Origin of the sequence: Leptospira perdikensis (assembly GCF_004769575.1) — a bacterium.
Classification (GTDB): Bacteria; Spirochaetota; Leptospiria; order Leptospirales; family Leptospiraceae; genus Leptospira_A; species Leptospira_A perdikensis.
The window spans coordinates 61,278-87,153 of the sequence record NZ_RQGA01000011.1 but is presented as its reverse complement, the minus strand read 5'-3'; the positions used below and the strand labels follow the sequence as shown (position 1 = coordinate 87,153).

Genomic DNA, 25,876 nt, shown 5'->3' with positions numbered 1-25,876 from the left:
AATTCCCAAACGAATAAAGAGGCTCTATGTCCGACAAAGAATCAAAATCACTTTCGATTTTGGACTATCTCAGTGTTACTGTTGCCACCCTAGGAACACTCGGTGTGATCATTTCTGTCATCATGACAGGATGGGAATATGAATTTTCCTTCCTTATCGGTGGTTTACTCGCCTTACTTGTTTCCTCTTACTTTGTTTATAAAACCATTGCAAAGGTATCCAAGGACAAACAAAAGTCAGGTGCCATTTGGTTGTCTTATGTAATTGCCATTTTTATGTATGCAATGGTAAATACCTTCCAACCACTCAAAGATTTGGAAGAAAATTCCGTTTCCACAAGATTCCAATTTTTACGTGGCTCCAATACAAAAACAGAAAGTGAAGGGGACACGGGTCGTATTGAATACATTCAGTTCCAACCACCAGCTAAGGCCCGTAAGGATATCAATATCATTGGTATCACAACAGAATCACTCGAAAAATTACAAGGTACTTGGCCTTTACCTTGGAGTTATTACGCAGACATCATAGAAACATTTAAAGAATCAAACAACATACTGATGTTCGATATTTTCTTCGTAGATTACAAACCCGGTCAAACGGAAGAGATGGCAGCTGCTCTTCAAAAGAACCGGAATGTCCTCTTCGACTTTCCAATGGAAGTCAGTGCAGAATCGAAAGAAGCGGTTCTCAATTTAGAAAAACGAATTGATATCCTCCGTAAGTTTCAATTGAAAAATGTCATCGATGAAAACGATGCAGGGATTTCTTGGGTTAAGTTTCCTCAACCTCCGATTGAACCCATTGCTGAGTTGTCCGCTGGTCTTGGTTTTGCGAACGTAAAAAAAGATGAGTCCGGTTTGAATCGTAAAATGCCACTTGTGGTAAAGGTTTATAATTCAGGCAGAGAAAGAGAAACTGAATACTTCCCATCCATCGACTTACTCATTGTTTGCAAATACTACGGTATCGACGTTCAAAGAGATGTAGAAGTCAACATGGGACATTATATTAAATTGTCCAATATCCCGAAAAAGATCATTCGTGAGTTCAACATCAAAGAACGAAAGTTTGAAGAAAGAGATGTGATGCAAGTTCCGAATGAAAAAAGAGAAGTTGTGATTCCTATTGACTGGGAAGGTCAAATGGAAATCAACTTTGTCGGCGGACGTTATTCCTTCAAACAAAACGAAATTTTTGAAGTTACGAATGATTGGGACGCTGAGTTACTCGAAGCAAACCAAATCAGCAACAAAATCTTTCTTGTGGCGATGTATTATGCAACGGGGCGTGGAGCTTCTAAAGACTCCCACTTATCTCCGTTTGGTGATATGTCAGGAATTGAACACCACGCTCACGCAGTAAACACCATCTTAAACCAAGATTTCCTTTCCACAGTTCCAAACTGGGGAATCTTTTTGATTTATGTGGCTCTTGGTGTGATGATTGGTTTTTTACAACCACGAGTAAAAACACATATTGGTTTTGCGATTATGTTGACCCAACTTTTACTTTATGTTGTGGCTGCGTTGTATATATTCCAAACCTTCAACCTCATCACTGTCCTTCCTTCGGTAACGATCGAACAGATTGTGGTTTTTGTGGCCATCATTGGATTTAGAATCTTAACAGAAGAAGAGAACGTAAAATACATTCGTCAAACCTTCTCTAAATTCGTATCTAAAGACGTTGTGGATGAACTCCTCAAACACCCAGACAATTTGGCTCTTGGTGGATCCAAAAGGGAGATTACTATTTTCTTCTCCGACGTTCGAGGATTCACAACGATTTCTGAACAGTTGGGTCCGGAAGATTTGGTAAAGTTACTGAACGAATACCTATCGGCAATGACGGACATCATCATTGAATACAAGGGAACCATAGATAAATATATGGGTGATGCGATTATGGCATTCTGGGGAGCACCAGTTCCATTAGAAGACCATGCGTACTATGCTTGTGTTGCATCTCTCGTACAATTGGATTATTTAAAAGTCCTCCAACAAAAATGGGCAGAACGAAATGTTCCTGTGATCGATATTGGATGTGGTCTGAATTCTGGCCCAGCCGTTGTGGGGAATATGGGATCTTCACACAGGATGGAATACACTTGTATGGGAGACACAATCAACCTAGGATCCCGATTGGAAGGGTCCAATAAAATGTACACCACAAATGTGATCATCTCTGAGTATACTTACGAAAAAGTGAAAGACCGAGTGGTTGCTCGGGAACTGGATTTAGTGCGAGTAAAAGGAAAAACCCAACCTGTTCGGATTTACGAATTGCTTGGAATCACAAACCCAGAAGATATGGAGAAAATGAAGCGGCCACTCCAAAAGGCGGCAACATGAAGTTTACATGCCATCTTATCCTTATCTCGACAAAATCCAATTTCCGGAAGACCTTAGAAAGATAACAGAAGCAGAACTCCCCGAGGTCTGCCATGACCTTCGGGAATACATCATCGACACCCTCTCCGACGTGGGAGGGCATTTTGCTAGTAACTTAGGTGTTGTGGAACTTACCGTTGCCCTTCACTATGTGTTCCAAACTCCGACTGACAAAATCATCTGGGACGTAGGTCACCAAACCTATCCTCATAAAATCCTAACAGGCCGAAAAAAAGAACTCCCTACCGTTCGTAAATGGTTGGGTCTTTCCGGTTTTCCAAAACGCGAAGAATCCGAATACGATTTGTACAATACAGGTCATGCAGGGACATCCATTTCTCAAGCACTTGGTGAGGCCTGCGCCCGTGACTTACTCGGAAAAGATTATAAGGTGGCTGCAGTGATTGGGGATGCCTCCATCGCCACAGGAATGGCTCTCGAAGCTATGAACCACGGTGGTCATATCAAACCGAATATGTTAGTCATTTTAAATGATAACTATATGTCGATTTCCAAAAACGTGGGTTCCATTTCTAATTATCTGAATCGTATCATTTCTTCTCAAATCTATAACAAAGGTAAAACGGCATTTTACGGTTTTTTAAAATGGATTCCACTCATTGGGCCCGCATTACAAGCGCTTGCTCATAATATGGAAACCTCTTTTAAACATTTTATGATGCGTCCCGGTGGACTTTTTGAAGATTTGGGATTTACTTATTTTGGACCCATTGATGGTCACGATGTGAATCGTGTGGTTCATATGTTGCAGAACCTTTCTAAAATCCAAGGACCTATCCTTTTACACGTATTAACACAAAAAGGAAAGGGATACAAACCTGCAGAAGCGGATCCCATCAAATATCATGGTGTCACACCGTTTAACAAAGAGTCGGGGAAAATGGCTTCTGCCGATTCCAATAAAATCAGTCTTTCTAAAATTGTTGGAAAAACACTTACCGATTTAACAGACAAAGACAAACGAATTGCTGTCATCACTCCGGCGATGATCGAAGGATCAGGACTTCGGGATTACCAAGAAACTTATCCAACACATACGTTTGATGTGGGAATCGCCGAACAGCACTCGGTAGCATTTGCGGGTGCAATGACAAGTGGCGGTGCCATTCCTTATATGTGTATCTATTCCACCTTCTTGACAAGGGCGATGGACCAACTTGTAGAAGATGTTTCTCTTATGAATTTACCGGTTCGGTTTGTGATTGATCGAGCAGGGATTGTGGGACCAGACGGCGAAACCCACCAAGGTTTATCAGATCTTGGGTATTTGGCGGGCCTTCCGAATATGGATATCATTGTTCCAAGTTCCGCACAAGACATTATCGATAGTCTTCATTTTATGAAGGATTATACAGAACATCCGATTGCGATTCGTTTCCCAAAAGATAACGGTGACTTACGCGAGTTAAAGTTTGATTCTCCTCTTCCTGTAACGAAAGCGAAAGGGAAGTTAGTAACTGAAGGAGAGGATTTACTCATTTTGTCTGTTGGGTTTATGTTGCCAATCGCAACCGCTGTAGCGGGGATTTTGAAACAAAAAGGAATCTCTGTTTCGGTTGTAGATCTTTTTTGGTTACGGCCTTATGATACGGAACTTGTCCATGGACAAATTGAAAAAAACAAACGGTTTGTGATTCTGGATGAAAGTTATATCCATGCCGGTGCCTCTGGTTTTCTTTTGAATGAAATTCCTTCTGACTTCTTAAGTAAATTTCTAAAGACCTTTGCATTGCCACCAGAACCCATCCACCATGGAGAAAGGAATCAGGTTTTGGATCATTACCGACTGACTGCTTCTCAAATTGCGGAAGATCTGATTTTGTCTTTGAAAAAATAAAAATAGTTTTACTGAGATTTTTAAGTCTTCCGAAAATGAAAGAAAACAGGCGAGTATCTCATTGTCTTCTAGTTCTTTCCAACTTTCATTAGATTTAGCAAAAGATCATTTTAAGGTCGGTGATTTAGACCGAGCCGAATTCCAACTTCGTTCCAGTTTAGAATTGGAAGAATCAGAAGAGGCCTACTTTTATTTAGGTTTGGTTCAAAATGCCCTTGGCCAATGGACGGATGCCCTTGCTTCCTATTATAAAGCAGTGAGTCTAAACCATGAATACGGGAACCCCTGTAATGAAATTGGTGTGTTATTACTACGTATGGGTAATGATAAAGAAGCTGTTTATTGGCTTAAAAAATCCATTCGTTGCGAACGGAACGATGCTCCACATATTTCTTATTTTAATTTAGCAACGCTTTACAAGTTATGGAATCGCCCAGAAAGATCCTTACAATACCTTCACAAAGCTTTGACTCTAAAAAAAGATTTTTCAGAGGCCAATGACCTTTGGAGGGAATTAAAATCCGACGAAGAGGCTCCTTCGAATTAAGTATAGTCTTCGGGGAGAGGAACCAAAATCTCCCCAGTATATTTGGGAACTTCCATTTTCACTCCGTTCCATTCCAAATAGGTGATACCACCTTCCTCTTCTAAATGATCCGAAAGTTCTTTGGCTGCATTCCAAGTGAATCTATATTTGATTCTTTCTTCTGCTGTTCGAAGACCAATGAGACCACCGTCATCAGTTTCATAAATTTCAAACTCACCAAATGGATAGTTTCTTCCATCATCGGTATAAAATACCATAGTGTTGTCTGTTAGTTCCACATGTAAGACGTGGCATGGACATCCATCAACACGAATGTATCCATGTTCGGAGAGTTCACCAAATTTATTTTCTATATAAACTCCCTTGTCATTACCGTGCAGATTGTTCCGAAAATACTGTAGGATTTCTTCTTTATCGATTTTGTTTTCTCTAAATATCCATTCATCGGCCGGAGATATATAAATTTCTGAGTCAAAGATTCGTGTCATACAATTTTATTTGTACCTGTAAGCATAACCCTTCCAACTAGGAAGGTTTGATTTTTGTAAGTAGGAATTGGTCGATCGCCCTTTTTGATCCATGGTTTCGACGGTAACCGAATCTACTGAAGTTTGATTTTTTTCCGTCATCCAAACCCCATCTATTTTTTTACTGAACATTTCCTTTTTGACACGAGGTTCATAATCATCCCAGGTGAGATCTTCGGTATTTCGGACCACTACTTCGCCGACAATTTTGAATAGGCGCTTGGGACGTTCACGGACGATTTCTACTTCCTCCCAAGATTTCACCTTATAACGGGAATCATTTGGCCTGTAATCAGGTTCCGGGATAAAATCTACCGAAGTACAACCAATTATGAGTAACAGTGGGGGAAATAGGGAAAAATTAAACCTCATTCTATTCCTTAGACAAAAATATGCTATACATTGGTAGAATTACCATAGGATAAGCAATACAAAGATTTAGGCACCAAGCTTTCATGGAAGAAACAGACATCGGGAAACGCAAACGGGAAAATGTACTTAAGATTGGTTACTCAACCTTGGATGAAATCGAGGAAAAAGTAAAGGCCTTTCGAGTCATGAACCAAAATGCCGTGAAAAAACGGTACCTCATCACGCGAGATCCCATCCTAGACCCCCAAGGGAAGGTTCTCCTCGCGAAAGCCCAGGAAATCGATGTGTCGGCCGCCAAACTCCTTCGTCGCCATTTTAAGGGTGCGGATATGTTTAAGGTGTTCCAGCCGGACGAGGGCCTAGTCATCATTTCGGACATGTCAACCATGGAAGGAGTCTCCTTTTCCATGGACATTGTGACCCAAATCATGAACCTAGGTGGTGGTGCTTATGAAGGGTTTATTGACCGAGTCGATAGTTTTGAGGACTTTATAGGACTCCTCAAAAAAAACCTATTCCCCCGAATGATCATCGTGGGTTACTTACCAAAAGAAAAAATCCAAAACGAAATCATCAATTTTGTAAAAGTAAAACGATTGGATAACTACCTCCGAACATTGGAACTCACCCATACCGTTTTTAAACCTACAGCCTATTTCCCTAAAATCAAACAAGTGAATATCTCCCAGGAAGACCCCAAATCTTGGGGCCGTTTTGTAGTGGAGATCGTTCGAGAATACACTAGACCTTATTTTGTAGAAGAAGTGTAACTAAGACAGAATCATGGCTCGGTTGAGTTTGGCACCGGCCATGTTTCCTGAATGAACGGCGTGGGCCACAGATCGAAACATAGAAGCCATATCTCCCACTGCATACACATTAGAAATACTAGTTTCAAAAAACGGAGTCACATCTATATGACCACTGGGAAGAAGTTTACATCCTAATTCTTCCGGTAACTTAGAATGTTGAACGATAGGCATTTTTGAATATAATGTTTGCAGTGGAATTTCTTTTCCAGAGTTCAATTGTAAACTTGAGATTTTACCTTCTTTGTGTAAAAGTTCTGTTACTACATCAGTAATTACTCTTATCCCTTCTTTTTCTATGTTGGTTTCTTCTTCTTTTGTGAATTGGATGGGACCGTTGGTAAATATTGTAATTTCTTTTGACCAATGTTTTAGAAATTTAGCATGTTCGAATACACCCGGTTCATTCATCCAAAGACCAGTTTGGTTCCCCACAAATTCATATCCGTGGCAATAGGGACAATGGATGACAGTTTTTCCCCAAGATTCGGTAAAACCGGGAATCTCTGGTAAGATGTCTTTAACACCTGTTGCAAAAATGATTTGATTCGATTGGATATCTGCAAATCCATTTCCTTTGATTAAATATCCAGACCCTTGTTTTTGAATTGATGTCGCTTCACCTAACTGTAGTTTAAATGTTTTGTATTCCTTTAAATCAGCTAATGCCATGGAGCGGATTTGGTTGGGAGTTTTTCCGTCGTGAGTAACGAAGTTATGTGAGAAAGGTGTATTTTGGTTACAAGGCCTTTCCGAATCAATCACAACAACATTTCGCAGAGAACGAACAAGTGATAAGGCCGCCGAGAGTCCTGCATAACTCCCACCAATGATAGTGATATCGAATTTTTGAATGGATTCCATAGATGCAACATAATTGCATCTATGGAAGTTGGCAAGAATTAAACTTCGTAAAAAGTTAAATTCTCATAGAGTTCTTTGGGCAAGTTTCCGCTAGCATCCATATACTTTTTGTATTTGTTTTCGAATTCTTTGTGTTGGCGTGTGCGAACGTTTTTGAATCGGTTATGGAGTTCGGAATAAGCGGGTTGCGAACTTACCTTTTCTCGGATGTTTTTATGGAATGGGATGTGACGATAAAATATCGAACGCACCACACGGTTGACCCTTTGTACACCCTCAGCTTCATACCGAATCCACATAGAATAATCATAAGCAAACTTATCGCGGTCTGTGCGGAATCGTTTGAATTCAGAAGAAATTTTTTCTTTGAGTTCAGGGGAAAGGTCTTTACTCTTTTTGTAGAACTGCACATAATCCGTGTAATCTGCCGTAATGGATGGAATTCCTACGTTGTTCCAATCAGGACCAAGGATATTTTTACAAAGTTCCCAGCGGAATGCCGCAATTGCTTCCAACATAAAGGTTTTTAGATCCCCTGTGACAAAATGAGGGATACTAATTCTTCCTCTGGACTCCTTAGATCCGGCCCCGCGAAAGATAGAAAGGTCTTGCCACATCATAATTTTTGGTCCGATAGACGGAACTAAAATGAAGTCTGGAATGATTGATCTTTGCACAAATTCGTTTTTGATTCCGATTTCTTCATTACGATAAATGACTTCTCTATTGAAAGCAGTATAGTCTACACCCAAAATGTATTGTAAGGCCTTTTCTACATCATCTTTGGAAACAAAACATTTTTCCAGAGGGATTGTGATATGGTATTTCGTTAAGATTGGGAAATGACTCGCTATATTTCCTGACGTCAAACGTACGTTCGGTTCATACATAGAGGAGATTTCTGAACCGAGCCTCGCTTCTCCAGTATCATAGTCTGGTGGGATATCTTTTTCTGATTTAATCGCTGAATCTTTAAGATCCATTTTTAATTTTTCAAAGAATGTTTGCCCTAGTTCGTCCACGGATGTGGGAGCTTCGCGTGAGTAAATCTTTTCAAGCCAATCAGTACCATAATGAATGGGAGCACTTGGATTTCCGCCACCTTGGTACAACCGACTCACAAGTTCCACAATATGACCTTCATCCAGGAGACTTTCATCAAAGTATCCGTAACGTAACATAAGTTCCACGGCTTTAGGAGCTTGTTTGCCGGACTGTAACCACTTAGTGAAGGATTTTTTATATACTTCCCAATAGGTTTTTGAAATTGTCCTTCTGATTTTACGATTGTCTGGTTCTGGATCCAACGGGTTTTTGAAGGATTTTAGTTTTACCATCAGTGTGGAAAATTCTTTTACCGATTCCGGATCTGCTTGTGAGTAGTTTAGAATTTGACTTGCTGAATTTAAAAGTTCTGTTTTCAGAGCTTTGGTATCGATACCTGCGCGGATGGTTTCACTGCCTTGTGCAGCCATTTCATCTTTATTTTTTTGTGCAGAGAGTTCGTGTCCGTATTTAGATGTAAGTTCTGTTTGTTTGGTTTCTAATTTGTCTAAACTATTCCCAACCGCAGCAAAAGGAGAACCAAAAATTTGTTTGTATTCATCGAGCAGTGATTTGGATTTTTTTAAAGCCCATTCTGTTACGGGTAATAATACAGTGGAGGGAATTGTCGAATATCCAGTATTGAATAAATCCAAAGTTAGGTTGAATTTTTCAATGAGAGCATTTTCGCCAGCAAACATACTGTTCATCATTTCAGATAATTCGTAGGTTTCTTTACTTAATAATTCAAATAACTCTCGATAGGTTTTTACGTAACTTTCTGCGGCACTTTGTAGAAGAGTAGGATCTGCTTCGAATAGAGCCTGCGAAATTTTTGGATTCACAGAAAGGATTTTTCTAATGAAGTGGAATTCGGCATCATTCCATTCAACCGCCTCACTATAATTACGTTCAAAAAACTCACCATGATCTTCTTCTAAAAAATTCACAGTAGGTTTGTCGGGAAGCATCCCTCCGTGTTCTTGGAACCCGGCCAAATTGTTTCGGATGAGTTTCATTACGGGATCAATGATATTTTCATCACGAGTAATCAACCCACCTGGACTTACATCAGAAAAGATGGATGGGTTTAAGATATAATAAACAGCACCCAAGTTGTCCATGGTCTGTTCGAATTTTGCGGAGAGACCTTTGATGGAAAGAACTCGTTTGTAGAGTTCTCCGATTTCTTTGAGTAGAGTTCGCACCGCCATCACACCCACAGAAACTTTTGAAGTAAGAGTTTTTTTGGCATTGGGTTGGTTCATCACATAAGTAGAGATGACACAAGAAGTTTTGGCACGAATGGTATATGGGTAAGGTGTGCCTTCCAAAAGAGCAAAGATACCCGGTGTGAGGTTTGCCCCTTCTAAACTATAGAGAACAATGCTTGTATCTCCCAATGTGGTCTCCACTCGCACCGATCCTTCGTGTAGGATGTTCATAGAGGTCGAGGCTTTGCCTCCGATGAAAAGGACTTCACCTGGATTGACTGGGATCTTTTGGTTATTTTTACTGGTATCTAGAGGCATTTGGTTGTTCGTTTGTGAAACCTTGGTTTCCGTCAAAACCTACTAAAGAAGCACCAAATTGCAAAATACTTTTTAGAAAAATACAACATGTTGAAGCCCCAAATCAAATTAAGTGCCAAAAAAGAAATTTATGTCCCCGGAGATAAGTCCATCTCCCATAGGTCGGTACTCTTTAGTGCACTCTCCCAAGGAAAATCGGAAATTCATGGTTTTTTAGAAGGCGAAGATCCCCTTCATACCTTAAATTGTTTTGTTAGTTTAGGGCTTTCGGTAGAACCAATAGGCAAAGGTAGTTATTCTGTTTTCAGTCCTGGAAAAAATAACTTAAAATCTCCTGCGGGTGTTTTGGATTTTGGAAATGCAGGGACGGGAATCAGACTTTCTGCAGGACTACTTGCTGGGCTTCCTGGACTCACAGCGACCCTAACGGGCGATGTTTCCCTTTGCAAACGGCCGATGGCAAGGATTATGAACCCACTAAGGGAAATGGGTGCAGACATTGTTTCCGCAGAAGGAAATGACCGGGCTCCTCTTCGTGTCAGTGGAAAACAACTAAAGAGTTATTCTTATACAAGTCCCATTGCTTCCGCTCAAATCAAAAGTGCGCTCGTGCTAGCGGCCCTCGCTTCTGAGATTTCGATAGAATATAAAGAATCGGAAGTTTCTCGTGACCATACAGAAAATATGATTCGGTTTTTAGGTGGGAATATCGAGCACCATTCCCCCATACATTTTACCGTAAAACCACCGTATCATTTTGAAGGTGCAAAATTTGTCATTCCTGGAGATATTTCCAGTGCAGCTTTCTATATTGTTTTTGGACTTTGTGCCGGTGGAACAGAACCTCTCCTGATTCGTAACATTGGCCTCAATCCTTCTCGAGTGGGGATCATCACTGTTTTAAAAAATATGGGTGGTCGGATTGAAGTTGTCGCCAAACGTCAAGAATGTGGTGAAGAGATCGGTGATCTGTTGGTTTATCCATCTAAATTAAAAAGGTCTGTCATTACCGAAGATTTGATTCCTTCTATCATTGATGAAATTCCTATTCTGACGATTGCAGGGCTCTTTTCTGAAGGTGGTTTTCAAATTTCTCACGCAGAAGAATTACGTGCCAAAGAATCGGATCGAATCCAATCCATGGTTTCCAATTTGGAAAAACTTGGTGTTAAAGTGAACGAATCGAAAGATGGTTATGAGTTCGGGGAAGTAGGGGAAATTCAATCTTCTTTTATTGAAACTTATATGGACCATCGGATCGCTATGAGTTTTGCCATTTTATCGAAACTATCGAACGTAGAACTTACGTTCGACGATACAAGCTGGGTGGATACAAGTTTCCCTGGTTTTTTTGAGATTCTAAAATCGTTTTAAACAAAATACCAAACGATTTATCATTGGTATCGGTTATTATTTTGCACTAGGGTTTTTAAATGGATCCTGGTCGCAAGGTTCTACAGGGATATGCACTCGCATAGTCACCTCTAAACAATTTTCGACATAAATTCTATCCGAAATTCCCTAAACTATATTAAATCGTTTAGAAATAAATATTTACTTTGAGTTGAAAATGAATGGTAACATTTTATGGATAGAAATCAATATTAGTCTAAACAGTGCTATTTTAAATTGAATCCCTAAACCAGCTGGTATGATGATGTCTTCTTTTTTCCAAATTCACAATGAATCTTTGAATTTTTTTCTTTTGTTTTCCTCGTTACTCGCTTGTCTCTATGCAGTCGGAGAATTTTTCAGTTATCATAAAAACAGAAAACAAATTTTACTAGGGATCATCTTTTTAGGGACTAGTTATCATTTATTTAATTTTTATTTAATTTCTTCAGGAAAAATCAAATGGCTTTATCTTTTATACCTAACTGATTTACCAATTGTAGCCTGTCTTGGGGTATTGTTAGATGAATACTTTCTCACCGTTTTAGAGGGAAAATTTCGTTCTTTCCGTAGGTTGTCTTACCGCATCGTTCCACTAGTTACCTTGTTTGTTTTGATTATGGTCTGGAATTTTTGGAATCAAACATATTATTGGGAAAGTGAAAACAAGGGATTGAATCCCTTTGTAGAGCGACCTTTGTTTTTGGTTTTGCCAACCATTTTGATTTATATTTGGTGTATGTTGCGTATTTTTAGGAGGATATCTAAACAGATCCGCTGGAGTACTTTCCGTAAAAATTATACACTAAAGATAGGGATTACTATTGTTGGGTTTTGTTTGGCTTTATCTTTAAATGGGTTAAAAACTCTGGTGACAGGTGGCCAAACAGCACACCAATTGTCAGGCATTGCCATTGGATTTTTTCTATGTTTTTTATATGTGATTAGGCAAAGTTATCCCGATTTCTTTTTAGAAGTTCGAAAAATTGTAGAAGATGAAAAGAAAGCCAAAATCTCTCAGATATCCAAACTAGATCACAAGGAAGTTCGGAACAAACTCCAGGATTTATTTGAAAAAGAAAAAATCTATCGTGAGGAAAAATTAAGCCTTCGTGAATTGGCCGAAAGAATGGATCTTAGTTCCCACCAACTTTCTGAATTTTTGAATTCTGAGATCAAACTGAGTTTCTATCAATATACAAATTTTCATCGGGTGAAGGAAGCTAAGGAAAAAATCGAAAAAGAACCGGAAAGGTCTCTACTTGCCATTGCCTATGATGTTGGTTTTGGGTCGAAATCTACATTCAACGAGGCCTTTAAAAAGGAAACAGGAGCTACTCCCAGGGAATTTAGAGAAAAAATTCTTAAAAAACATCCAGTTCGATCCATCCGGTCGTAGTTTTCAATCCAATCCGATCGAAGCAGACGATTCGGATTCTTTTTCGTAGTAGGATGGATTCAAGTTTGAGAGGGAAAAACAAATCCACTTCGAACAAATTTGATTCCAAGGACTATCCGATGAAAAAGAAAATCACAATTCTATTAGTATTAGCGTTTGTTACACAAAGTGTATTTGCAGCTCCCACTTCTTCCATGACTGTAAGAGAGGCAGCCAAAGTTTTAGTAAAAAATGGTCTGACAACTAAAGAAGCAAATGAGTATTTAAAAGCTCATATCACTCCTGCAGAATTTACAAGAATCAGCAGAGAGATCAAAAACGCCGAATTTGCTGGCACTCTAGACCAAGACATGGATAAAATTGTTTCTTCCATTCAACTAAAACAATCCACAGGAAACTACTTACATGGAACAAACTTCCTAGTTTTCGAAAACGTATTAGCTTCTGTAACTGTTGTTGCCGTTGTGGGAATCCTCATTCACACAGGTGGACTTGGTAACGTAGTTAGTGGTGGAATGTATGATTCAGTAGGGGTTGGTTTCTAATCCTATCTGTTTATCAGAAAAATTTTACGGTCTTGTTCTTTTGTCATAAATCAAGTTGATGAAAAACAAGACCTCTTTTTAAAAATAAAATTAATAGAGTATTGAATCAATGAAGAATCAACAAGACAACAAAGGTAATTACATACAAAAAATCTTTAGTATGGTTTTTGTTTTTACTTTGATTTCAGGTTTCGGCCTCAGTGCGGAATCAAAAAAAACAAATCAAGTTTTAGATTGGGATGAGACCCAAAAACACTTCCTCCACAAAAACATTACTCTAGAGGAAATGGGACTTCAGTCCGAAACTCACTATGTTTTAGAAAATTTTTTGATTTATTCTGGATTAGAAGAATTACCTATCCCGCTCAATCAAGTAGAAGGGAATCTAAAGTATCTGACTTTGGGATACCAATTGAAAAAAATTGAATCCAAATGGAGAACCATTGCCCTTTCTTCTGGATCCAAAGAAAAAATCACAGAATTTCATCCCAAGGTAGTGGTTCGAGTAGATGCACCTTACGCATATTCACCGACAAATTATTTTGATTCCAAAGTTCCTCTTAAAAACACAGCTCTAACCATTCCTCCTTCAGAAGTCAAAGGAAGTTGGGACAGTGAATTATGGTTTGCTCCAAAATGGGATTTCCCAATCCTAAATACGTTTGCTTTTGAAAGAATTATCGATACTGCTTCTTGCCCTGATGCAATTTATCATGAATATACCCATTTGATTACTGGAAGGTATCTGGGAAATAATGCCATAGGTCGCTCCCTTGCAGAAGGGATTTCTGATTATTACGCGGCTTCCTTGTTAAACCACCCAGACTTATACACACATAGAACTTGCGAAGCAGTCAAACGCCAGCTAATCGTTTCTTCGTTTCGTTTGGACAAACAGATAGGTTCTTATGATGCTTCCATTGAAGCTGACTTTAAAAAAGACTTTGTTTTCATTCCTTCCTTACTTTGGCAATATAGGCAACTTGTAGGAACTGAAATTGCCGATGTAACCATTTTCCAAGCAGTGGCAAAGACCAATGCGGGGGATCGTTTTTTTCCAGAGTTCATTAATACTCTTTCTGCATCTCTTTATGCAGAACTAAAAAAACGAAATGGAGAACAAAAAGCACAAGAGATGGTTAAGAAAGTCGAAGACGGAGTTTGGGTTCCACATGGGGTGTATTCTAAGTTCAGTCACAATCAAACTGTATTTTCTATTTTCCCAAAAACATTTGTTAGTGTTTCGAACTCTGATGAGAAATCCGCTGAATTCTGTGGTATCAAAAATGAATTGGAGTTTTTCTGGAAAGAGGTGAGTGAGGAAGAACCAATACTCCGATTCTACTGGAATTGTAACCAAGTCAAACTCCCACTTGTAATTCAAATTGATGAGTCAAATCCCATTAATTATTTATTACAACCCAACCTTCGTTTCCTCAGTGGAAAACTAAAGTTTGCAAGCCAAAACGCAGAAAAACCAAACCCAAAACTATCTACAGAAGAACAAGTTTTGTATCTTAAAATGTATAGTTACATTAAGGAAAATTACTTTTACCGCCGGACTATGGAGAAAGAAGTGCGTTTGTATTTAGATAAGAAGGTGGAGACAAACCAAATTCAAAATATTCGTTTGGAATTTGCTTACCTTGGCAATTCCAAAAAAAGATTTAGATACGGATTTCCCGTTTCTAACGAGATACGTTTTTAGTTGGGAATACTATATGGAATTCGGCTCCGGCATCTCCGTGAAATGTGAGTTGGCCGGAAATTTGTTTTACAAGCATAGAAACTAAGGTAAGACCAAATCCTAATGTTTCTGGGTTAGTAACTTGTGAATCAAAACCTTTTCCATTGTCTCCTATCACTAAGTGAAAATCATTTCCTTCTGCCCAAAATTTGATTTGGATTTCTAGTTCTTTTTTGGGGTCACGGGCATACTTTAAACTATTTGTGAGAAGTTCATTGGTAATGATACCGATCGCCTGGAGTTGTTCCGCGGAAAGTTGGTCGCTTGTGAGTTCTGTATTTAGTTTTACCGGGTAGGGAAATAGAGAAATGATTTCTTGTGATAGAGGTAATAAATATTCATCTAATTGTAGTTTATGGAAAGCTTTCCCGGAATACAATTTATCATACAGAAGGGACATGGTTTTGATGCGACTTGTGGCATCTTTGAGTGAGTTCCGAATTTCTAAGTTTTCCTGTGATCCTGCTTGTAAATCTAATAAATTATAAAGGATCGTCATATTGTTTTTGATTCTATGGTGAACTTCTCTTAGTATCATCTCCTTTTCGGAAAGTAGGGATTTTACTTTTTCTTCTGCAATTTTTCTTTCTGTAACATCGTGAACGATGGAGAATAGTAGGTGGCGGTTGCTAGTTTCAATGGGAGTGGAATAAACTTCTACCTGTTTGACGACCCCGCTTGCTAATTTGTGGGGAAAACAAAAGTAACTTCTTTCTTCTGATAGAGCACGCATTCTTTCCATTTTTACTTCTTCGCTCGGAAGTATATTGATCTCGTCAATTTTCATTTTTGTTAAAACATCATGTGGGTATCCATAGAACTGAACGGCTGTTTGGTTAGCGTTGATAATGTCACCGGAGTTTGGTTCGATGATGAGCATCACAGAGGAGTTCTTTTCGAAAAAATCTCGAAACCTTCTTTCACTTTCAGTAAGCCTTTCCGAAACAATTGATTTTTCAATAGCAATACTAACAAGGTCAGCTGTTTCCGTAATGATAAAGATATCAAATTCATTGGGACTAATAATCTCGCGATGATAGATTGCGAAAGCGCCGATGGTATCTTTTTTATGGGAAAAAATTGGTTCAGACCAACAAGAGAATAAACCAACACTGATCGCTATGTCTTTGTATTTTTTCCACAATGGACTTGATGCAATATCTTCAACAATAACTCGTTTGCCAGTATAAGCGGCCGTTCCACAAGAACCAACTTCAGGACCGATGGGTACACCTTCAATGGCCTTAGTAAAAGTTTGGGGAAGGGAGGGGGCGGCCCCTATTTTGATTTTTGAATTTTCTACAAGAACGATGGTGCAAACCATCGTGGGGTTGAGAGTTTCAATCCCTTGGACAATTTCGGTTAAGACTTCGTTTAAAGGTGAATTTTCTACGATGCGTTCTAAGATCCCACTCCGGAAACATTCGAAGTCGGCAATTCGTTCTGGATCCAGATTGCGATTTCTAAGTTTCACTAGCACCCCGCCGAATTCCATCATTCGTATAATGGGAAAAAATTCATGTCAAGGTAAAATCGTTTACCATCAGTTAGTCTTCTATCCTGTATAAGAATTCGTCTGGACGAAATCAAAACAGGTTTTAGCTTTAGATTATAATCTTATGAGTACTCTGAATATCGAAAATGTCATTGCCATAGACGGGCCTGCTGGCTCTGGGAAAAGTACGCTTGCACGAATGATTGCCCATAAAATCGGGTATCTTTATTTAGATTCAGGGGCATTCTATCGGGGACTAACTCTTGCTATATGGGAGAGGTTTTTGGAAACTAAAGAAGATGAATCCAAGTTTCCATTTTATACTGAAAAATTGGCTGATGCCACCCTTCTAGAAAAAGACGAAGCGGAGTTCGGATTTTCTGTCGCAAAAATTCCCGTACACTGTGAACTCTCGGCTACCGGTGAAAATTTAATCTTCCTGGGAGAACGAGACATAAGTCATGAAATCCGCGATCCAGAGATCACCAAAAAAATCCGTTACATTGCTCCAAGACGTGCTTTTCGCGAAATTCTCAACCACCACATCCGTGAATTTGCGAAAACCCATAAACTGGTAATGGATGGTCGCGATATTGGGACAGAAGTCTTTCCTAAATCCAAATTTAAATTTTTTCTGACTGCCTCTGTGGAAGTGAGGGCCAAACGCCGATACGATGAATTAGTTGCAAAAGGCTTTAAAGCCGACCTAAAACACATCCAAGACGAGATTGTGGCTAGGGACGAAAGTGACACCAGTCGTACTGTGGCTCCCCTGAAACAGGCTTCCGACGCAATCCTGATTGACACGAGCACCCTCGACACGGAAACTGTCCTAAATACTATCCTGTCCAAGGTTTCATCCTCTGGGCAAATCTAGGTTTTGTATCCCGGTAACCATTGAATTCAACCAACCCATCCTCCCCCAAAAATGAGACCACTTCCTTCGGCGAACTATTAGAGAAGTGGGAATCGCAGTCACAAGCACAAGAACAAGAAAACTCCGCAGGAAAAGGTACCCTCATTGAAGGGACTGTAGTCGATGTCATTGGTGACACTGTTTTCCTTGATATTGGAGAAAAATTGGAAGCTCGTGTCTCACGTGAAGACTTTTCTGAAACGCCAAAACGCGGTGAAAAAGTCAGTGCGATCATTAAGAAGCGGGTCGACGGATATTGTGTCCTCTCCAAAAAAGAAGCGGACCAAAGAGTTGGTTGGGAAACCATTAAAGACGCAAGCCAAAACGGATATCCACTCTCTGGTAAAATTGCCGGTGAAGTTAAAAACAAGGGATACCTAGTAGAAAGCGAAGGAATTCAATTGTTCCTACCTGCTTCTCATGTAGGAGTTCGTTTTAAAGAATCCACTGAAGGTGGAAAAGAATTTTCATTCAAAATCATCGAACTTAACGAAAAAACGAGAACTGGTGTGGTCTCTCGTAAAACCCTCCTCGACGAAATCAACGGCGAGAAGTGGGAAGAACTCCTCGGCAAAGTAAAAGTCGGAGACAAGGTAAACGGTAAAGTTGTAAAAATTGCAAACTTTGGTGTTTTCCTTTCTGTTTACGATGTAGTGGGACTTCTTCGTCAAAACGATATTTCTTACAAAAAATTTGCTCCTTTCAAACAATATTTCAATATCGGTGCCGAAGTAGAAGTGGTTGTTTTGGAAGTTGATAAAGAGAACAACAAACTTTCTCTTGGAATCAAACAACTCTATGAAGATCCTTGGATTTGGGCGAAAAAAGAACTCGAAAAAGGAATGGTGGTTCGCGGAATCGTAACCTCTCTTACTAACTTCGGTTCTTTCGTAGAACTCAAAGAAGGATTGGAAGGACTCATTCATACAACCGAACTTTCTTGGGCAAAAAAACCACCACATCCAAAAGATGTTTTGAAAAAAGGCCAAGAAGTAGATTCTGAAATTTTGGATATTGATTTCGAAGCAAGACGTTTGTCTCTTGGACTCAAACAATTACTTCCTAACCCATGGGAAGCTCTTTCTGCTAATGTTCGTGCCGGAAACGTACTCGAAGGTAAAATCACTGGAATCACAAAATACGGTGCTTTCGTTGAAGTAGAAAGTGGAATCGAAGGACTCATTCATATCTCTGACATCACTTGGGATGAAAAAGAAAAGAACCCACTGAACCTCCTCAAAAAAGGCCAATCGGTTCAATACAAAATCCTTGATGTGAACTTAGATGCACAACGAATCAGCTGTGGACTGAAACAACTTTCAGAACATCCATACGAAGCTCTTCGCAAAAAATACCCACCGGGTACTCTTGTTGAAGGTCGTGTGAAGTCGATTGTTAGTTTTGGTGTTTTCGTAGAAGTAGAACCAGGTTACGAAGGTCTAGTTCACATCTCTGAAATTCCAGATGGTCGCAACATTAAGTTAGAAGATCTTTACAAAGTGGGCGATTCCGTTCGCACAGTAGTTGTCAAAATCGAACCTAACAATAAGAAAATTTCTCTCTCTATCAAGGACTTTGATAAAGCAGTAGAACGTGAAGAGATGGCGAAATACATGAAGGAAGATAACCAACCTTCTCGTGAATCCATCGGTTCTTTTATGAATTTAAACCAAAACCGATAGGTCCATGGATAAGTTTCATAAAAAAAACCAAATCGAACAGAAAAAACAAGCTGAACTCATCCAAAAGGATGAGTTCGCTGATTTTGAAGGTTCCAAAGCAGAACTCGCTTTTTTAAAGTTCACACATTTTTTATCACGCAATCGTAAGGCAGTATTTATTGGTCTTGCTTCCGCCATTGTTGTGTTAGCTGTCATCATTGGATTTTTCGAATACCGAGCTTACCTCTTTGAAAAAGAGACGGTAACACTTGAGGATTTAAAACTCACACACCAAAAATCAAAAGTGGGACTTGAGGCTCAGATCCAAAGTTTAGAAGTTTTTTTACAAAACCAAAGCACCGGTAAAATGGAACTTCGAGTTTGGAAAGATCTATCTAAACTTTATGCAGAAAAAGGTGAGTTTGGAAAAGCTGCCGGCTTTCTAGAAGATGCTGCTAAAAAAATTGATACTCCTAAAGAAATCAAAGCTCTTTATTTTTACGTTGCTGGTAACTACCGTGAACGTGAAAAAAACAATACAAAGTCTTTAGAAAATTATAAAATTGCTGCTACGGTCATCGAACCTGCAAGAGAACTAAATGGTTTTAAGGCTTGGTCTTATTACCAAGCAGGTCGATTGTCTTACCTTACCGGTGACAAACCGTCAGCAAAACAGTATCTTGAAAAAGCAGTCAAATTAGATGGGGCTGAATCACAAGAAGATGTGAAACTCCTCTCTAGTTATTTACTCCTCAAACTCGGGAAAAACTAACCTATGTTAACTTTGGCTCTTCCGAAAGGTAGGCTTGCCGAAGAAACTGCAATTCTTTTGCAATCCAAAGGATGGCTAAAAACTTTGCCATCCGAGGGTTCGAAGGAACTCACCTTTGTCTCTGAAGACAAACGCCTCCGCCTTTTATTTGTCAGATCCCAAGATGTTTGCACTTATGTGGAAGAAGCTGCAGCCGACGCCGGCATAGTGGGTTGGGATATCCTAAGAGAAGGGGGATTCGATCTGATTGCCCCTGTCGATTTGAAACTAGGAGCTTGCAGGCTCTCTCTTGCCTCCTTTCCTGACTTTGATTTGTTTGCCAAACGTTCCAAAGTGCGAGTAGCGACCAAATATCCGAATCTAACTCGCGAATATTTTTTTTCCAAAGGGATCTCTTGTGAAATCATCAAACTTTACGGTTCCATTGAACTCGCCCCCATCGTTGGTCTTTCCGACTGTATTGTGGACTTAGTTTCTACTGGTGGGACCTTAAAAGCCAATGGTCTGAAGGAATTTGAGTCGATTTTATACAGTACAGCCCGTTTGGTATGCAATCGCTCCTCTTTTTATCACAAACACACCGAATTACGGTCTCTTATCGAGAGCCTAGAAAATTAAAATATTGTTTTCACATTCGTTTTCCAAAACATAGTAAAAACCAGTTATAATTCCATAGAGGATAGCCATGGCAGTCCCAAAGAGACGTAAATCAAAATCGAAAGTTAGAACAAAAAGAGCCCATCACGCGATTGGCAAACCTAACTTAAACCCGTGTTCCAATTGTGGATCATTTGTTCTGTCCCACCGTGTTTGCCCTTATTGCGGTTTTTATAAGGGAAAACTCGTAGTCGCTCAAAAAGTTAAAAAAACGACCGAAGATAACTAACCATTATGTGGGTCGCCGTGGACGCGATGAGCGGAGATTACGGCCCTGAAGGTATCGTCGAGGGCGCGGTACTGGCAGTTCGAGAATTCGGACTGTCTGTGTATCTTGTTGGCGACGAACAAGAGTTACTTGATATCCTGTTAAAATTTGATTATGACACAGAGAAAGTCCGTGTCATTCATTCTACTGAAATCATCGGTATGAATGATTCTCCTTCGATAGCAGTCCGCGCTATGGAGGATTCTTCCGTAGTCAAAGCAGTTCGTTTAGTGGCAGATAAAGAATGTATCGGTGTGTTTTCTCCGGGAAACACTGGTGCAACTATGGCTGCCGCATTGTTACACCTAGGTCGCCTACCTGGCGTTCTGCGGCCACCTATTGCCGCACATATTCCTAGAGAAGAAGGACCACCTGTGCTTTTGTTAGATGCTGGTGCCAATGTAGATTGTAAACCAGAGTATTTAGCACAGTTCGCAGTGATGGGTGAAATTTATTCTCGTGAACTTTTTGGAATTCAAAATCCCAAGGTGGGAATCCTTTCTAATGGAGAAGAAGACAAAAAGGGAAATACTGTTTCTGTCAAAACCTTTGATCTATTAAAAAAAATCCCTTTTAATTTTGTCGGAAACGTAGAAGGTCGCGATCTTTATGGTGGTGGTCGTGAAGTGGATGTTGTTGTTTGTGATGGATTCATTGGGAACATCGTTCTTAAAGCAACAGAAGGTCTTGCAAAATCTATATTCAATGTTTTAAAAAATTCCATCAGACAATCTAGCCTTGCGCAAACGGGAGCCTTACTTTTAAAATCAACATTTAACGCCGTGAAAAAACGTTTAGACTATGCGGAATACGGTGGCGCTCTTCTACTCGGTGTAGAAGGGATTTGTATGATTGGGCATGGGTCTTCCAATGCATTGGCAGTAAAAAATGCTGTACGGGTCATTGCTGAGTGCGCCAAACATGGAATCAACGATCGGATTCGAACGAGGCTCGGTGAATACAAAACAATACTGGGTGATTCTACATAGATCAGATAAGGATTCATTTAAATTGATTTAGTTTAGAAAATGTTTTTAGGAATTAGAAAAAAGAGGAAAAAACCAAATGATTAGTTTATCAGGAAAAACAGCCATCGTAACAGGTGGAGCAAGAGGAATTGGAAAAGCAACTTGTTTGAAACTAGCTTCTCTTGGAGCTAACATCGTTGTAGCGGATATGAACCCAGAAGCAACGAATGCAACAGCTGAAGAATTAAAATCCAAAGGTTACAAAGCAATCGCAGTAGTAGCAAACGTTTCTGTAGAAGAAGATGCTCAAAAACTAATTGATTCAGCAAAAAAAGAATTTGGAACTGTAGACATCCTAGTGAATAACGCAGGGATCACTCGCGACACCCTTCTTATGAGAATGAAAAAAGAGCAGTGGGATTCTGTCATCGCAGTAAACCTTACTGGAACTTATCTTTGTACACAAGCAGCCATCAAAGTGATGATGAAACAAGAAAATGGTGGATCTATCATCAACCTTTCTTCAATCTCTGGTGAAAACGGAAACATTGGACAAACAAACTACTCTGCTTCTAAAGCAGGTGTGATTGGTTTTACAAAAGCTGTAGCTCTTGAGATGGCTTCTAGAAAGGTTCGTTGTAACGCAATCGCTCCAGGTTTTATCGCAACTGAAATGACAGAAGCAATCCCTGAAAACATCAGACACGGTATGGTGCAAGCAATTCCATTAAAACGTGCTGGTCTTCCAGAAGACATCGCAAACGGAATCGCATTCCTTGCGTCTGATGCTTCTTCTTTTATCACAGGACATATCCTTGATATCAATGGTGGTGGTTTTCTACCAGGTGGCGGTCATTAAGATTTAGAAACGAAGTAACCGTCATTTAAACTCTAATGACGGTTACTACAAGCGGTTAGGATAAAATCGAATCGTTATGTGTATCCCCTCATCGCCGAATGCCTTCGGATGACGAGGGGATTTTTTATTTTTTCTGATTCAGTTTCGATTGATAAGAGAAGGCTCTTGGAATTTCCATTGTGTAGGCAATTCCTTCCGTTTCCTCTTTAAAAAATTCCAGATTTTCTAATTCCAAAATCACTTCATTCAACATCTTTTTAGGAATTAACAAATTTGCTGAATCGCGTGCGGGGTTAAAGATACTATTTTCCGCACCCAGGTTGACGAGACGGTCTTGGGAGATTGTGGCCCCTGAAATTCCAAGTTTCGAAAGTTTCATGAGCACTTTTTCCACAAAACCTTCTTTGGCATTCAAATGGATGTTTACCCCTTCGAAGTAACTTCGTTTTCTTGCACCCTTTCGGAAGTTTGTAAATTGCCTTCTCCAATCAATATTTCCATACAAATGATCCAATGCTGAAATGACTTGTTCCATACTCGCAGCTTGTTTCGGTCCATCCAAACTGATCTTTGTATTGATAAGTCCTCTTTTGATTGGATACTCGAAGATAAAACCCTTACCTGGTAAATCGAGTTTACCGGCTTCAATGATAAAGTCTAATGCATGTTCTGCGTCAGAAGAGTGGACAATTAATTTAACTATTTCCTTTTCTTTGGGAATGGTAATTCGTAAAAGTCCAAGGCGATCTCTAAGGCCTCTCCCCACTCCGTAAGTGATGGTAGGAACAGCCACTCCATTTTCTAGAATGTAATGGGACATGGTGTCCGCAGCACCTCTTTGGATGATACAAAAGATACCAGTAAGTCCTGTAAAACCTAGAGGTTTTGTTTTGATCGGATTTCGGTAGATTAAATTTTCTGCCATCGGGCAAAATACGGATATATCTTCTGTATAAATGGATCCGTGGCCAGGAACGGTTAGGTCTGCCGCTTCTATAATCTGGTTGAACAGAAAATCTTCTGTTTTTTTATCCGTAAGTATTTGGAAGATTACAACTGGTAAATTGTACAACTGCGTACTGGAATAAAGGTTCAAAAGAAAAATATGGTTTCTTTTGAGAATGGGATATCTTCCTAGTTCGTGAGAAAAATAGGGGACTCCTAAATGATTTAGAACTTTCTGTACTTCATCTGAGAGATCTTTATGAACAACGACTGTAATTCTAATAGCTGAGGAATGGTTCATTTTTCTTCTGCCTCAATGTTTGATAAGGATTGTCTTCGGGATCTTTCCATCCATAATCCCATGATGAGTACTGTGAGCACTGGAAAAATGGCGGCGGAGGAGAGGATTCCAAATCCATCTACGATATTCAATTGGTTTCCAATTCCAAGTCCCAGAACAATGATTAGGGGAACTGTAATGGGTCCTGTTGTTACACCTGCACTGTCCCACGCAATATCAATGAACTCGGGTTTACTGAGTAAGGTTAAAAAAACAAGAAAAACATAAGATGGGAGAAGGATGTACAAAAGAGGAATCCCCACAAAGATCTTTAAGATTCCAAGTAAAGTACCAAGTCCAACTCCAATTCCCACTGCTTGGATGAGAACCATCTTTTTGACAGTTCCTACAGTTACCTCTTCTACGCTGGTCGCAAGAGCACTTAATGCGGGTTCGGCGAGTGTGGCACTATATCCTAATACAAATGCAAAAAGTAGGGCAACAAAATATCCCAATAGATTGTCTTCTTTGCCGAAAAGTGGGCCATGAATGGGAATATAACTATAAATTTCTGAATGGGAATCGTAGTTTTTGTCCCGGAAGGGAATTTGAGAAAAAGACTTTTTGTCTTTCAAGTAAAAGAAATTTTCTGTTTTTCCTTGTTCATCGGTTGCTGTGATCACAATTTTAGGATCAAAGTTTCTGATCTCTTTTGTTGAATCAGTCAGTTCAATGGAGCGAAAGGATGAAGGGAGTTTGTTTCCTACCTGGCTTCCGAGTTTGCTAAGTCCAAAAAAGATTCCAAAATTAAAAATAGCCAGTCCTAAAAAAACAAATAAAATTCCGAGATACAATTCATCGGTGAATGGTAAACTTTCCCTCAAAATAATATATAAAAAAAGAACCAAACAGCCCGCAAGAGGAATGATGGCTTGAAGGGAGTCTGAAAAACTTTCCAAAATACCTTCGATGATTTTTACGAGTTTGTTGTGAATTGATAACTGAGAGTTTTGTTCCTTTTCAAAGGTTCCAAATAGAGTTTCCGGATTTTTTTCTCCAAATAAAAGTTTGGATTGTTCTATAGTGATTCCATTTCCAAAAAATTTTTCTTTAGGCATCGGTTGGGGTAATTGGGGTGCAAAGTAAAGGCCAACAACAAATACACTTAAGATAGGAAAAAGAGAAGCTAGTGTCACTACACCGAAACCTGTCGTTGTATCGCTAGTGCGTGATGCTTTTGATACCCCGAGTCCCAAAGCAACGATGAGAGGGACTGTGAGGGAACCTGTAGCAACCACTCCTGAATCCCAAGCAAGCCCGGAAATTAGTTTTAGATTTTCATCACCAAAGGAATACAAGGTGATTAAAATTAAAACAATCAAACTTGGTATCAAAAACTTTGAAAGAGAAATCCCGTAGATGATGCGAATGATCCCAAAAACAATCGAAAATCCAACACCAATTGCTATGCTAAGAAAAAGAACATCAGCACCTTCGTTGAGTAAATGAAATAATAAGGGTGCATCCCAAGGATTCACTGCCGATCCACTTTGTTTTAATACGGAGATTGCAGGTTCTGCCAGTGTTGCTACAATTCCTACGAACAAACAGAAAACCATAATGGTTAACAAATTTACTTTTTGTGGAAGTCTTAAACCAATGGTTTCACCCAGTGGCATGATGCCTAAATACAAACCTTCCATAAAAAAAGTTAATCCGAGAATGACTGCAAAAATTCCTAAAGAAATGATTCCTGCTTCTTTGATTGGGATTCTGAGTACAATGAGTTGAAATAATATTAAATAGGAAACAACCCAAACAACTGATTTCGTTTGTTCCCAAATTTTTTTGCGAAAGTAGGGTAAGATTAGTGCAAATGCTTCTTTGAATCCAATGTGGATGGTCTCTTCTTTTTCATTCCTTGCCATATAGACATAGAACTAAAGCAAAAACATTTTTGCAAAGGGAATTTCAAAAAGAATGTCTCCCGGCAGATGCCAGGAGACGAAGTGTAAACTGGGAAAGA

General features: G+C 39.4%; 22 protein-coding genes. 15 read left to right on the top strand and 7 right to left on the bottom strand.

Annotated features, from left to right (window positions below; translation table 11 throughout):
• Positions 1-26 precede the first annotated feature (26 nt).
• The 3 genes from EHQ49_RS10440 to EHQ49_RS10430 all read left to right on the top strand — a co-directional run bounded on the left by EHQ49_RS10440 (position 27) and on the right by EHQ49_RS10430 (position 4,798).
• A complete protein-coding gene (locus EHQ49_RS10440) occupies positions 27-2,354 on the top strand; it encodes an adenylate/guanylate cyclase domain-containing protein (RefSeq protein ID WP_135579122.1) in 2,328 nt (775 codons plus the stop codon).
• 7 nt (positions 2,355-2,361) lie between these two features.
• On the top strand, positions 2,362-4,251 hold the full coding sequence (gene dxs / locus EHQ49_RS10435) for a 1-deoxy-D-xylulose-5-phosphate synthase (protein WP_135579121.1): 1,890 nt from the start codon (positions 2,362-2,364) through the stop codon (positions 4,249-4,251).
• 61 nt (positions 4,252-4,312) lie between these two features.
• Entirely contained in the window at positions 4,313-4,798 is a 486-nt protein-coding gene (locus tag EHQ49_RS10430; protein WP_135579120.1) for a tetratricopeptide repeat protein, read from the top strand.
• On the opposite strand, the gene EHQ49_RS10425 is transcribed toward EHQ49_RS10430, so the two are convergent.
• Both EHQ49_RS10425 and EHQ49_RS10420 read right to left on the bottom strand, forming a co-directional pair.
• Entirely contained in the window at positions 4,795-5,286 is a 492-nt protein-coding gene (locus EHQ49_RS10425; protein WP_135579119.1) for a hypothetical protein, read from the bottom strand. The genes EHQ49_RS10430 and EHQ49_RS10425 overlap by 4 nt on opposite strands.
• A gap of 6 nt (positions 5,287-5,292) precedes the next feature.
• Complete coding sequence (locus EHQ49_RS10420) at positions 5,293-5,697, bottom strand: hypothetical protein (protein ID WP_135579118.1); 405 nt, start codon at positions 5,695-5,697, stop codon at positions 5,293-5,295.
• Positions 5,698-5,780: 83 nt separating this feature from the next.
• Between EHQ49_RS10420 and EHQ49_RS10415 the strand changes: the two genes are divergently transcribed.
• Positions 5,781-6,467 carry a hypothetical protein gene (locus EHQ49_RS10415; RefSeq protein ID WP_135579117.1) on the top strand — a complete coding sequence of 229 codons (687 nt, stop codon included), beginning with the start codon at positions 5,781-5,783 and terminating at the stop codon, positions 6,465-6,467.
• On the opposite strand, the gene EHQ49_RS10410 is transcribed toward EHQ49_RS10415, so the two are convergent.
• Together EHQ49_RS10410 and EHQ49_RS10405 are read right to left on the bottom strand one after the other, a co-directional pair.
• Positions 6,468-7,370, bottom strand: a complete 903-nt coding sequence (locus tag EHQ49_RS10410) for an NAD(P)/FAD-dependent oxidoreductase (protein ID WP_135579116.1) — start codon at positions 7,368-7,370, stop codon at positions 6,468-6,470.
• A gap of 38 nt (positions 7,371-7,408) precedes the next feature.
• Positions 7,409-9,946, bottom strand: coding sequence for a cyclic nucleotide-binding domain-containing protein (locus EHQ49_RS10405; RefSeq protein WP_135579115.1), 2,538 nt, complete (start codon positions 9,944-9,946; stop codon positions 7,409-7,411).
• An 87-nt stretch (positions 9,947-10,033) separates the two neighbouring features.
• On the opposite strand from EHQ49_RS10405, the gene aroA reads away from it, so the two are divergent.
• From aroA to EHQ49_RS10385, 4 genes are all read left to right on the top strand, one after another.
• On the top strand, positions 10,034-11,320 hold the full coding sequence (aroA, locus tag EHQ49_RS10400; protein WP_135579114.1) for a 3-phosphoshikimate 1-carboxyvinyltransferase: 1,287 nt from the start codon (positions 10,034-10,036) through the stop codon (positions 11,318-11,320).
• A 316-nt stretch (positions 11,321-11,636) separates the two neighbouring features.
• A complete protein-coding gene (locus EHQ49_RS10395) occupies positions 11,637-12,737 on the top strand; it encodes an AraC family transcriptional regulator (RefSeq protein WP_244241438.1) in 1,101 nt (366 codons plus the stop codon).
• A gap of 119 nt (positions 12,738-12,856) precedes the next feature.
• Positions 12,857-13,282, top strand: a complete 426-nt coding sequence (locus EHQ49_RS10390) for a hypothetical protein (RefSeq protein WP_135579112.1) — start codon at positions 12,857-12,859, stop codon at positions 13,280-13,282.
• Between the two features lie 109 nt (positions 13,283-13,391).
• On the top strand, positions 13,392-14,990 hold the full coding sequence (locus tag EHQ49_RS10385; protein WP_135579110.1) for a hypothetical protein: 1,599 nt from the start codon (positions 13,392-13,394) through the stop codon (positions 14,988-14,990).
• Here EHQ49_RS10385 and EHQ49_RS10380 read toward each other — a convergent pair.
• Positions 14,971-16,503, bottom strand: a complete 1,533-nt coding sequence (locus EHQ49_RS10380) for a histidine kinase dimerization/phosphoacceptor domain -containing protein (RefSeq protein WP_135579108.1) — start codon at positions 16,501-16,503, stop codon at positions 14,971-14,973. The two genes, EHQ49_RS10385 and EHQ49_RS10380, sit on opposite strands and share 20 nt — an antisense overlap.
• Before the next feature lie 145 nt (positions 16,504-16,648).
• On the opposite strand from EHQ49_RS10380, the gene cmk reads away from it, so the two are divergent.
• From cmk to fabG, 7 genes are all read left to right on the top strand, one after another.
• Positions 16,649-17,401 (top strand): (d)CMP kinase, encoded by a 753-nt coding sequence (gene cmk / locus EHQ49_RS10375; protein WP_135579105.1) that lies wholly within the window; start codon positions 16,649-16,651, stop codon positions 17,399-17,401.
• Between the two features lie 20 nt (positions 17,402-17,421).
• A complete protein-coding gene (locus EHQ49_RS10370) occupies positions 17,422-19,122 on the top strand; it encodes a 30S ribosomal protein S1 (RefSeq protein WP_135579103.1) in 1,701 nt (566 codons plus the stop codon).
• A 4-nt stretch (positions 19,123-19,126) separates the two neighbouring features.
• Positions 19,127-19,873, top strand: a complete 747-nt coding sequence (locus tag EHQ49_RS10365) for a tetratricopeptide repeat protein (protein ID WP_135579101.1) — start codon at positions 19,127-19,129, stop codon at positions 19,871-19,873.
• Between the two features lie 3 nt (positions 19,874-19,876).
• Positions 19,877-20,491: an ATP phosphoribosyltransferase gene (hisG, locus tag EHQ49_RS10360; protein WP_135579099.1), complete on the top strand. Its 615-nt coding sequence runs from the start codon at positions 19,877-19,879 to the stop codon at positions 20,489-20,491.
• Between the two features lie 67 nt (positions 20,492-20,558).
• Positions 20,559-20,759 carry a 50S ribosomal protein L32 gene (gene rpmF, locus EHQ49_RS10355; protein ID WP_015679024.1) on the top strand — a complete coding sequence of 67 codons (201 nt, stop codon included), beginning with the start codon at positions 20,559-20,561 and terminating at the stop codon, positions 20,757-20,759.
• 5 nt (positions 20,760-20,764) lie between these two features.
• Entirely contained in the window at positions 20,765-21,787 is a 1,023-nt protein-coding gene (plsX, locus tag EHQ49_RS10350; RefSeq protein WP_135579097.1) for a phosphate acyltransferase PlsX, read from the top strand.
• Positions 21,788-21,863: 76 nt separating this feature from the next.
• Entirely contained in the window at positions 21,864-22,625 is a 762-nt protein-coding gene (fabG, locus tag EHQ49_RS10345; RefSeq protein WP_004787563.1) for a 3-oxoacyl-ACP reductase FabG, read from the top strand.
• 124 nt (positions 22,626-22,749) lie between these two features.
• On the opposite strand, the gene EHQ49_RS10340 is transcribed toward fabG, so the two are convergent.
• Positions 22,750-23,871, bottom strand: a complete 1,122-nt coding sequence (locus tag EHQ49_RS10340; protein ID WP_135579095.1) for a P-II family nitrogen regulator — start codon at positions 23,869-23,871, stop codon at positions 22,750-22,752.
• Complete coding sequence (locus tag EHQ49_RS10335) at positions 23,868-25,778, bottom strand: DUF1538 domain-containing protein (protein ID WP_135579093.1); 1,911 nt, start codon at positions 25,776-25,778, stop codon at positions 23,868-23,870. Before EHQ49_RS10335 ends, EHQ49_RS10340 begins: the two co-directional genes overlap by 4 nt.
• Positions 25,779-25,876: the final 98 nt, after the last annotated feature.